Raw genomic sequence first — 10583 nt, 5'->3', positions numbered from 1 at the left:
CATGGCCAGCAAGACCGCCCCCGTCGGTTCGGCGGACGGCCTGCACGCCCGCCCCGCCGCGATCATCTCCGAGGCCGTTGTCAACGCCGGGGTGCCGGTGACCCTGTCACTGGACGGCGGTGAGCCGGTGGACGCCGGTTCGGCGCTGATGATCATGACGCTGGGGGCCGGCAACGGGGCCTCGGTCACGGTGGAGTCCGACGACCCGGCCGTCGTCGACGCGATCGCCGAACTGCTGGAGAAGGACCTCGACGCCTAGCCGTACCTCCCCGTCAGGCCAGGCCCTTGAGCATCAGGTTCCAGTACATGAACGGCAGCCCGTACTTCTTGAGGTACCAGTAGCCGCGGTGCGGCCTGGTCGGGTCCAGCCCGGGGAACGACGGCTGCAGCGCGAAGTCGTAGTCGAACTCGGCCAGCAGCATGTCGTGCGACGAGGTGACGATCGGGCAGGACGCGTAGCCGTCATAGGACGCCGTGAGCGGACGGCCGGCGAAGTAGGAGTCCAGGTTCTCCACGACGACGGGGGCCTGCTTGCGGATCGCCGCGCCGGTCTTGGAGTTCGGCGTCGACCCGGCGTCACCGAGCGCGAACACGTTGGGGTAGCGCACGTGCTGCATGGTGTGTTTGTCGACCTCGACGTAGCCGGTGGGCTCGCCGGTGGACAGCCGGCTGGTCTTGATCCAGTCCGGGGCCGACTGCCGCGGGACGGCGTGCAGCATGTCGAAGGGCAGCGTGGTGTCGGTTCCACCCTCGGCGACCGCGCTGACGGTCACCTTGCGGGAATCGGCGTCGACGGCGGTGACCTCCGAGAGCGTGTGCAGCTGGATGCCGTACCCGGCGATCACCTTCTCCAGGCTGTCGGCGATCGCCGGGATGCCGAAGATACGGGGCGTGGGCACCACCAGGTGCACGTCGATGTTCTTCAGCACGCCCTTCCTGCGCCAGTAGTCGCTGGCCAGGTAGGCGATCTTCTGCGGCGCGCCGGCGCACTTCATCGGCCCGGACGGCATCGTGAAAACCGCTGAGCCCGAACGGGTTCCGCGAATGAAGTCCCAGGTCCGCGGAGCCAGGTCGAACCGGTAGTTCGAGGACACCCCGTTGCGGCCCAACGCCTCGGTGAGGCCTTCGGTCTTGTTCCAGTCCAGCTGGATACCCGGGCACACCACCAGGGCGTCGTAGCCGTAGGCCGACCCGTCCTCGCACGTCACGGTGTTCGACTCCGGGTCGATCTCGCTGGCGGCCTTGCGGATCCACACCGCCCCCTTGGGCATGACCGACGCCTCGGGGCGTTCGGTCGGTCCGGCCTTGGCCTGCCCGCCGCCGACCAGCGTCCACATCGGCTGGTAGTAGTGCTTGTCCGACGGCTCGATGACGGCGACGTCGGTGTGGCCCTTGCGCAGCAGCCGCGCGGCCACGGTGATGCCGGCAGTGCCGCCGCCGATGATGAGGACCTTGTGCTTCGCGGTGGTGCCCATATTCGTTCCCTCTGGTGATCAGGCGTTCTGGGTGGCCGCTTCCCAGGCGTTGTATCCGCCCAGGACGTCGCTGACGTCGGCGAAGCCCCGCTGGCGCAGCAGGCTGGCCGCGACGGACGACCGGTAGCCCCCGGCGCAGTACACCACGGTCGGCTTGCGCGGGTCCAATTCGGCGATCCGGTCCGGCAGCTGGCCGACCGGGATGTTGACCGCGTGGGCGATCATCCCCGCCGCCGCCTCGCCGGGGTTGCGCACGTCGATGAGCTGCAGTTCGGGCACGTCGGCGATCCGCTCGTTCAGCGCTGCGGCGGTCAGCCGGGAGGCGATCTCGACGTCGTCACGGTTGTCGAACATCACCTCGTAGGGGGCCTTGAGGTAACCGATCACCCGGTCGAAACCGATCCGTCCCAGCCGGTTCTTGCCCTCCAGTTCACGCTCGGGGTCGACGAGCAGGACGATGTCGTCCTCGGGCTTGACCACCGATCCGGCGAACTCGGCGTAGCGGCCCTCCAGACCGATGTTGATCGCCCCTTTGAGGTGGCCGAGCCCGAACTCCTCGGGGTCGCGGCCGTCGACGAGGACCGCGCCGGCCGCGGTCGCCGCCCGCACCTCGTCGTAGGTCATCGCCCGGGGCATCTCGGACTCGTCGAGCAGGTCGCGGCCTTTGCGGTTGAGGATCGCGTTGTAGACGAAGTAGCCGGGGGCCGGGGGCTGACCCTCGGTGACCAGTTCGACGAACTTCGCCTTGGTCGACGCGCGCAGCGCGTAGTTGGTCCGGCGCTGCTCGCCCATCGTCGACCACAGCTCGGTGGAGAGGTTCTTCCCGCAGGACGAGCCCGCGCCGTGCGCGGGGTACACGCGGGTGGTGTCCGGCAGCGGCATCAGCTTGGTGTGCAGCGAGTCGTAGAGCTGGTCGGCCAGCTCCTCGCGGGTGAAACCGATCGAGCCCAGCAGATCCGGCCGTCCCACGTCGCCGATGAAAAGCGTGTCCCCGGTGAGCACCCCGTACGGGACGTCGTCGCCGGGGTGTTCGTAGACGACGATGCTCATCGACTCGGGCGTGTGACCGGGAGTGTGGCGGAACTCCAGCCAGACATCGCCGAGGGCGTACCGCTCGCCGTCGGCGACGCCCATGAAGTCGAACTCCGGCTTGGCCACCGAGGAGTAGACGATCCGGGCCCCGGTTGCCTCGGCCAGCTCAAGGTGGCCCGACAGGAAGTCGGCGTGGAAATGCGTCTCGATGACCAGCTCGATGGTCATGCCGGCCCGCTTCGCATCGGCGACGTATTCGCCGACGTCGCGCTGCGGGTCGACGACGACGGCGCGTCCGGTGGTCTCGTCGCCGATCAGATACGACGCGTGCGACAGACACTCCAGGTAGTACTGGTTGAACAGCATGTGCTTCATCTCCTTCTCGGCGACACCATCCCCCCGATACCACCGGGGGTATATGACCACCCCTAGGCTACATACCCCCATGGGTATATGCAACAGGGCCCGCGCCGGTCACAGCCACCATCGTTCCAGAACCCGCGCGAGGCCGTCGTCGTCGTTGGGCGCGGTGACCTCGTTGGCCGCGGCGATGGCCTCGGGGTGGGCGTTGCCCATGGCCACGCCGTGCCCGGCCCAGCGCAGCATCGGCACGTCGTTGGGCATGTCCCCGAAAGCCACCACGTCCTCGGCGGCGACCTCCAGCGGACGCGCCACCTCCTGCAGCCCGGTCGCCTTCGTGATTCCGATCGGGCTGATCTCAACCAGCCCGTCGTCGGTGGAGTAGGTGATGTCGCCGAGGACGCCGATGTGCCGGGCCAGCGCCGCCGCGAGTTCCGAGCTCGGCATGCCGGGGCGGCGGACCAGAAGCTTGATGGCCGGCGAGCTGAGCAGATCGGAGTAGGACACCTCGGTGTTGTCCGGGTTGAGCCAGGCGTGCTCGTAGCCGGGCGCGCTGACGAACTGCGGGGTGGCGGTGTCGTGCGCGCTGCGGCCCACCCGCTCGACCGCCAGTCCGGCGCCGGGCACCGCCCGAACGGCGACCTCGGCGAGTTCGGTCAGGACGTCGACCGGCAGCGTCCGCGCCCACACCACCCGGTCGGCCGCGGCGTCGTAGAGCACCGCCCCGTTGGCGCACACCGCCATCGGGCCGAAGCCGAGTTCGTCGGCGACCCGCGGGATCCACCGCGGCGGCCGGCCGGTGGCGAGCACGAAGCGGGCGCCGCCGGTGACGGCTGCGGCGACGGCGGCGCGGGTGCGCGGTGTGACGCGCTCCTCGGAGTCCAGCAGGGTGCCGTCGACGTCGCTGGCGATCAGCGCGGGCAGCATCAGGCGGACTCCGCGGCGCGGCGGGCACGCTCGGCCCGATCCGCTTCGTCCAGCCGCCTGGCCTCCTCCGGCGTGGGCGCCCCGCCGCCGAGCCGACTGGGCACCCAGAACTCGCCGGGCGGGTGCGGGTACTGCTCCTGCACCTCGCGCAGCAGGGCGGTCATCGAATCGCGCAGGGAGGCGTCCAGTTCGGCCACCGTGCCGGTCGGCGCGAGCGGCTCACCCGCCCGCACCGTCATGGGAATCTTCCCGCGTCCCAGGTTCTTCGGCCGGCCCTTGGTCCACATCCGCTGCGCCCCCCACATGACCAGCGGGACGATCGGCACCTGCGCCTCCAGGGCCATCCGGGCCGCGCCGCTCTTGAACTCCTTGAGCTCGAAGCTGCGGCTGATGGTGGCCTCCGGGAACACCCCGACGAACTCCCCGGCCTGAAGCCGCCGCACCGCTTCGGCGTAGGCCCCCGCGCCGGCGCTGCGGTCCACCGGGATGCACCGGGTGCGCCGGATGATCCAGTCGACGATCCCGAACTCCAGCATCTCCGCTTTGAGCATGTACCTGATCCGGCGGCGCCGCCGCCGGGTTGCCAGCCCGGCGGGCAGGTAGTCGATGTAGCTGATGTGGTTCATCGCGATCACCGCGCCACCGCGGGTGGGGATGTGCTCCAGACCCTGGTAGGTGATCTTGGTCCCGACGACGCGGGCGGCCAGTGCCGCTGCGATCTCGATGCCGCGGTAGACGGGTTCCATCTAGCCCGCCCCACCGCCCCGCTGTGCGCGCTTGGCGGCCCGGGCGGCCAACTCGGCGGCCTCCAGGTCGGCGGCCCGGGCCGGCGTCGGCGCACCGCCGCCGAGCCGGTGCGGAACCCAGTACTCGCCGGGCGGATGCGGGCCGTAGTCGTCCTGGACCTGTTCGAGCAGATGCTGCATCCGCGAGCGCAGCAGCGCCGTCAGTTCCGTCGGCGGCAGGGTGGCCTGGATCGGCTCGCCGACCGCGATGGAGATCGGCACCTTGGGCCGCCACATCTTCCTGGGGTGGTCCTTGGTCCAGATGCGCTGGGCCCCCCAGACCACGTGCGGGATGATCGGCACGTCGGCGGCGATCGCCATCCGCGCGGCGCCGCTCTTGAACTCCTTGAGTTCGAAGCTGCGGCTGATGGTGGCCTCCGGGTACACCCCGACCAGTTCGCCCTCCTTGAGAGCCCGCACGGCGGCGTCGAAGGACGGCGCCCCGCTGCTGCGGTCCACCGGGATGTGCCGAAGCTTGCGCATGATCGGACCCGTCACGCTGTGGTCGAAGACTTCCTGTTTCGCCATGAACCGGATCAGCCGTCGTGGACGGTGGTTGTAGAAGGGCAGCCCGGCGAAGGTGAAGTCGAGGTAGCCGGTGTGGTTGATCGCCACCACAGCGCCTCCGGTGGACGGCAGGTTCTCCATCCCGGTGATGGTGAAGGTGAGTCCCTGGACTCGCCAGAGCAGGCGGACGGCCGTGATCACTGTTCCGTACGCCGGCTCCACAGCCGTCAGCCTAGTGCGGGGTGGGGGTCTAAACTCCTGACTGGCTAAGTCAACCCTGGGGAAGGGGATTCGTGCAGGTCACCAGCATCGGCCACGCAGGCTTCCGGATCGACACCAAGGCCGGGAGCATCCTGTGCGACCCGTGGGTCAACCCGGCCTATTTCGCCTCCTGGTTCGTCTTCCCGGACAACAGCGGACTGGACTGGGACGCCCTCGGCGACTGCGACTACCTCTACATCTCGCATCTGCACCGCGACCACTTCGACCCGCGGCTGCTCACCGCGCACGTCCGCAAGGACGCGGTGGTGCTGCTGCCCGACTTCCCGGTGCCCGATCTCAAGCGGGAACTCGAGGCGCTCGGTTTCCACCGGTTCTTCGAGACCGAGGACTCGGTCAAACACACGGTGAGCGGACCCAAGGGCGAGCTGGACGTGATGATCATCGCCCTGCGCGCGCCGGCCGACGGCCCGATCGGCGACTCCGGGCTGGTCGTCTCCGACGGCACCACGACGGTGTTCAACATGAACGACTCGCGGCCGCTGGGAGTTGACGCACTGGCCCAGTTCGACCGCATCGACGTGCACATGCCGCAGTACTCCGGGGCGATCTGGTACCCGATGGTCTACGACATGCCCGACCGCGCCAAGGAGGCGTTCGCCACCCAGAAGCGCCAGCGCGGCATGGACCGGTGCCGGCAGTACATCGCCGACGTCGGCGCCACCTGGGTGATCCCGTCGGCCGGGCCGCCGTGCTTCCTGGACCCGGAGCTGCGCTCCCTCAACGACGACCACGACGATCCGGCCAACATCTTCCCCGACCAGATGGTGTTCCTGGAGCAGATGCGCCTGCACGGGCACAACGGCGGACTACTGATGATCCCCGGCTCGACGGCGGATTTCGACGGCTCCCAACTGGTTTCGCTGACGCAGCCGATTCCCGACGACGAGCTCCGGGCGATCTTCACCAGCGGCAAGGCGCGCTACATCGCCGAGTACGCCGAGCGGATGGCCCCGGTGCTGGCCGCGGAGAAGGCCCGCTGGGCGCCGGCCGCGGGCGAGCCGCTGCTGGAGCCGCTGCGGGCCCGCTTCGAACCGATCATGCTGGCCAGCGACCAGATCTGCGACGGTATCGGGTACCCGGTGGAGCTGAAGATGGGGGCCGAGACCGTCGTGGTGGACTTCCCGAAACGCACTGTGCGCGAACCGGTTCCAGACGAGAAGTTCCGCTACGGCTTCGAGATCGCCCCGGAGTTGGTGCGCACGGTGCTGCGGGACGACGAGCCGGACTGGGTGAACACCATCTTCCTGTCCACCCGGTTCAGAGCCTGGCGGGTCGGCGGCTACAACGAGTACCTCTACACGTTCTTCAAGTGCCTGACCGACGAGCGGATCGCCTACGCCGACGGCTGGTTCGCCGAGGCGCACGACGACACCTCCACGGTGACCCTGGACGGCTGGGAGGTCCAGCGGCGGTGCCCGCACCTCAAGGCCGACCTGTCACGCTTCGGCGTGGTGGAGGGCACCACGCTGACCTGCAACCTGCACGGCTGGGAGTGGGACCTGAAGACCGGGAAATGCCTCACCTCCAAGGGGCATCCGTTGCGCTGCTCGAAGCTGTGAGCGCACCACCGCGGCAGTACTACGACGACGGCCAGGTCCAGCTGGACCGGTTCGCGCTGACCCTGCGGCGCTACCACTTCCCGTCGGGCACGGCCAAGGTCATCCCGCTGCGGGCGATCAAGGGGTACCGGGCCGAACCGCTGGGCCTGCTGCTGCAACGGTTCCGCATCTGGGGCACCTCGGACCTCCGCCGCTGGCTGCCGCTGGACGTGAACCGGCCGTTGCGCTCGACGCTGATCACCCTCGACGTGGCAGGCGCCTGGCCCAGCCCGGCGTTCACGCCGGAGGATCCCGAGCGGTTCCTGGCGATGTTCGACGAGGTGCTCGGCGACTGAACCGCCGGCCCGGTCGCCGTCAGGGCTGCCAGACCAGCTGCCGCAGTTCGGAGAAGTCCTCGCCGGCGGTGTCGTAGACCCGCACGATCGCCTCGTCGCCCGCTTTGAGGTAGGTGCCCTCCCCGAAGCTGGTGTAGCGGGTGGCGCCGATCCCGATCAGCACGGTGCGCGGCCGGCCGGCGGCGACCATCAGCGCACCGACGTCCTCCAGCGGGGTGTCCGGGGAACCCTTCTGGTTGGCCAGCCGCTCGCAGATCCAGTCCAGCAGCACCTCGCCGTAGTAGGAGTAGCCCAGCAGCGGGCTGTCCACGCCGTACTCGTGGTGCACCCCGTCGGCGGTGCGCAGGTGGCACAACAGCCTCAGGGTGGCGGTCGGCCCGTCCGGAGTCAGGTCGTGGGCCTCGAAGAACTCGCGGGCGACGCCCTTGGAGGCCTGTCCCCAGTTCTTCTTCTCACTGATCTTGCGGGCGTCGGGACGGCGGATGGAACAGTCGTTGAACGCGCCGAGCGCGAACGGCCGCAGGCTCACCACGGTGTCGCCGCTCCAGACCGCCTCGCACGCCAGGCCGACCTCCGGTTCGATCTGCAGGTTCAACGGTCCCCCGTCGGCGCCGGCCGGCGGGACCACCAGCGCGTCGTGCGACAGCGGGAACCCGCCGAGGAATCCGTCGAGCCCTGGCACGTACCACGGGAAGATGCCCTTGGGTGCGTCGCCGTGACTGACGACATTGGTGAAATCGACTGCCTCCCCGGCTTGTTCGAGATGGCCCGCGAAGTTCCCGGCGACCCCGAACCCGAACCACTCACGCAGTTCCCCGAGTTCCAGTTCGATCACCTACGTCAGCACCTCGGTCCCAACGAACGGCACCAGCGCGGCAGGAACCCGCACGCTGCCATCCGGCTGCTGATGGTTCTCCAGGATCGCGACCAGCCACCGGGTGGTCGCCAGCGTGCCGTTGAGCGTCGCGGCGATCTGCGGCCTGCCGTTCCCGTCGCGGTAGCGGGTGGCCAGCCGGCGGGCCTGGAAGGTGGTGCAGTTCGAGGTCGAGGTCAGCTCGCGGTAGGCGCCCTGGGTGGGAACCCAGGCCTCGCAGTCGAACTTGCGCGCCGCCGACGAGCCCAAATCGCCTGCGGCGACGTCGATCACGCGGTAGGGCACCTCGATGAGCCCGAGCATCTCGCGCTGCCAGCCGAGCAGCCGCCGGTGCTCGGCCTCGGCGTCCTCGGGCCGGCAGTAGACGAACGCCTCGACCTTGTCGAACTGGTGTACCCGGATGATTCCCCGGGTGTCCTTGCCGTAGCTGCCGGCCTCGCGGCGGAAGCACGAGGACCAGCCGGCGTAGCGCAGCGGCCCGGCGGACAGGTCGATGATCTCGTCGGCGTGGTAGCCGGCCAGCGGGACCTCGGAGGTTCCGACCAGGTACAGGTCGTCGGCCTCCAGGTGGTAGACCTCCTCGGCGTGGGCGCCGAGGAAACCAGTGCCGCCCATCACCTCCGGACGGACCAGCACCGGCGGGATGATCGGCGTGAAACCGTTGTCGGATGCCAGCCGCACCGCCAGCTGCAGCAGGCCCAGTTGCAGCAGCGCGCCGCGGCCGGTGAGGAAGTAGAACCGCGAACCCGACACCTTGGCGCCGCGCTCGGTGTCGATCAGTCCGAGGGCCTCGCCGAGTTCGAGATGGTCGCGCGGGTCGTCGATCGGCCGCGGATCGCCGACGACCTCGAGGATCTGGTAGTCGTCCTCCCCGCCGGCGGGCACCCCGTCGATCACGAGGTTGGGGATCGCCAGGTGTGCCGCGGTGAAGACCGCCTCGGCCTCGGCCTGGCGCGCCTCGGCCTCCTTGACCTCGGCGGCCAGCGCCCTGGCCCGCTCGAGCAGCGCGGGCCGCTCGCCCGGCGCCGCGGACCCCACGCCCCTGCTGGCCGCCTTCTGCTCGGCGCGCAGCGAGTCGGCGGCGGCGATCGCACCGCGGCGGGCGGCGTCGGCGTCCAGCAGAACATCCACCAGTGCGGGGTCCTCGCCGCGGCTGCGCTGGGACCGGCGCACGGCGTCGGGGTCCTCGCGAACCAGCTTCAGGTCGATCACGCTGTGCACCCTACTTCCCCGGGCAACCTGCTTTCGGGCCGCCGCGCTGCGCGAACGGGGCGGACAGCACAACCGGGTAACAGTCCCGGTGCGGCCCTTGTCAGGCCGCCGAAGCGGCCTGCCACAATGGACCGCGATGTTCCAGCTATCCGACGCACCGGAAATCGAGGACGCCGACGACCAGCCGGCCCAGCCGGGAAACCGGTCGGCCAAGTCGACCAGGCGGGCGCTGCTGCTGACCGCGCTGGGCGGTCTGCTGATCGCCGGGACGGTCATCGCCCTGCCGATCCGCGACAAGGGCCCGCTGGCCGAGGTCGCCCCCGCCCCCGAGCAGGTCGCCGCCACCGGCAATTCCGCCTTCGCCGAGGCCAAGACCGGATACTGCCTGAACTGGCCGGACAACGCTCTGGACGCGGCAGTCATCGTCGACTGCAGGGATGACCACCGTTTCGAGGTCTCCGACGCCGTGGACATGCGGGCCTTCCCGGGCACCGAGTACGGGCCCGACGCCCCGCCACCCGCCCCGGCCCGCATCCAGCAGATCACCGCCGAGCAGTGCGAGCCGGCCACCGAGCGCTACCTGGGCCCGAAGTTCGACCCCAACAGCCGCTTCAGCATCAGCCTGCTGTGGGCCGGCGACAGGGCGTGGAAGCAGGCCGACGAGCGCCGCATGCTGTGCGGGCTGCAACTGAGGGGACCCGGGTACCAGCAGTTGCCGTTCAAGGGCAGGGTGGCTGAACTCGACCAGTCCAAGGTGTGGCCGCCCGGCACCTGCCTGGGTATCGACCCGCCGACCAACCAGCCCAACGACGCCGCCGTCGACTGCTCGGCGCCGCACGCCATGGAGGTCGTCGGTACGGTCAATCTCGCCGAGAAGTTCCCCGGCCCGGTGCCCGCCGACCCCGATCAGGACGCGTTCATCAAGGAGGTGTGCAACGGCCTGACCGACGCCTACCTGGCGCCGGTGAAGTTGCGCGACACCACCCTGACGCTGATCTACAGCACCATCTCGCTGCCGAGTTGGACCGCCGGCAGCCGTCAGGTGGCCTGCAGCATCGGCGCCACCCTGGGCAACGGCGGCTGGGCCACCCTGATCAACAGCGCCAAGGGTCCGCTGCTGATAAACGGCCAGCCCCCGGTTCCGCCCTCGGCCATTCCCGACGAGCGGCTCAACCAGGGCCAGGCGTCGCTGCCGCCGCTGCCCGGCATCGGCCCCGGCGCAGGGGGCGGCGGGC

General features: G+C 69.8%; 10 protein-coding genes and 1 pseudogene. 4 read left to right on the top strand and 7 right to left on the bottom strand.

Annotated features, from left to right (window positions below; all coding sequences use genetic code 11):
- The first annotated feature begins 1 nt into the window (after position 1).
- The gene (locus ACKOQ4_RS14790) at positions 2-259 is read left to right on the top strand and encodes an HPr family phosphocarrier protein (RefSeq protein WP_526293129.1); all 258 of its coding nucleotides are present in this window, start codon (positions 2-4) and stop codon (positions 257-259) included.
- Between the two features lie 13 nt (positions 260-272).
- Here ACKOQ4_RS14790 and ACKOQ4_RS14785 read toward each other — a convergent pair whose 3' ends face one another.
- The 5 genes from ACKOQ4_RS14785 to ACKOQ4_RS14765 form a co-directional block, all read right to left on the bottom strand.
- Entirely contained in the window at positions 273-1475 is a 1203-nt protein-coding gene (locus ACKOQ4_RS14785; RefSeq protein ID WP_526293127.1) for an NAD(P)/FAD-dependent oxidoreductase, read from the bottom strand.
- Positions 1476-1493: 18 nt separating this feature from the next.
- A complete protein-coding gene (locus tag ACKOQ4_RS14780) occupies positions 1494-2873 on the bottom strand; it encodes an MBL fold metallo-hydrolase (RefSeq protein ID WP_526293139.1) in 1380 nt (459 codons plus the stop codon).
- Between the two features lie 108 nt (positions 2874-2981).
- On the bottom strand, positions 2982-3797 hold the full coding sequence (locus ACKOQ4_RS14775) for an HAD family hydrolase (protein WP_526293137.1): 816 nt from the start codon (positions 3795-3797) through the stop codon (positions 2982-2984).
- A complete protein-coding gene (locus ACKOQ4_RS14770) occupies positions 3794-4540 on the bottom strand; it encodes a lysophospholipid acyltransferase family protein (protein ID WP_526293125.1) in 747 nt (248 codons plus the stop codon). Before ACKOQ4_RS14770 ends, ACKOQ4_RS14775 begins: the two co-directional genes overlap by 4 nt.
- On the bottom strand, positions 4541-5308 hold the full coding sequence (locus ACKOQ4_RS14765) for a lysophospholipid acyltransferase family protein (RefSeq protein WP_526293123.1): 768 nt from the start codon (positions 5306-5308) through the stop codon (positions 4541-4543).
- Positions 5309-5379: 71 nt separating this feature from the next.
- Here ACKOQ4_RS14765 and ACKOQ4_RS14760 point away from each other — a divergent pair, with 71 nt between their 5' ends.
- Both ACKOQ4_RS14760 and ACKOQ4_RS14755 read left to right on the top strand, forming a co-directional pair.
- Positions 5380-6927, top strand: coding sequence for a Rieske 2Fe-2S domain-containing protein (locus ACKOQ4_RS14760; protein WP_526293121.1), 1548 nt, complete (start codon positions 5380-5382; stop codon positions 6925-6927).
- Positions 6924-7262, top strand: a complete 339-nt coding sequence (locus ACKOQ4_RS14755; protein WP_526293119.1) for a hypothetical protein — start codon at positions 6924-6926, stop codon at positions 7260-7262. The genes ACKOQ4_RS14760 and ACKOQ4_RS14755 overlap by 4 nt, the downstream gene beginning before the upstream one ends.
- Before the next feature lie 19 nt (positions 7263-7281).
- On the opposite strand, the gene ACKOQ4_RS14750 is transcribed toward ACKOQ4_RS14755, so the two are convergent.
- A complete protein-coding gene (locus ACKOQ4_RS14750) occupies positions 7282-8097 on the bottom strand; it encodes a DUF5718 family protein (protein ID WP_526293117.1) in 816 nt (271 codons plus the stop codon).
- Positions 8098-9348: a serine--tRNA ligase gene (serS, locus tag ACKOQ4_RS14745; protein WP_526293115.1), complete on the bottom strand. Its 1251-nt coding sequence runs from the start codon at positions 9346-9348 to the stop codon at positions 8098-8100. It lies immediately after the preceding gene.
- A gap of 136 nt (positions 9349-9484) precedes the next feature.
- Between serS and ACKOQ4_RS14740 the strand changes: the two are divergent.
- A pseudogene (locus ACKOQ4_RS14740) lies at positions 9485-10552 on the top strand (septum formation family protein); the annotation flags it as partial.
- Positions 10553-10583 lie beyond the last annotated feature (31 nt).

Origin of the sequence: Mycobacterium sp. (assembly GCF_046095365.1) — a bacterium.
Lineage (GTDB): Bacteria > Actinomycetota > Actinomycetes > Mycobacteriales > Mycobacteriaceae > Mycobacterium.
This window is presented reverse-complemented; position numbering and strand designations above follow the sequence as displayed.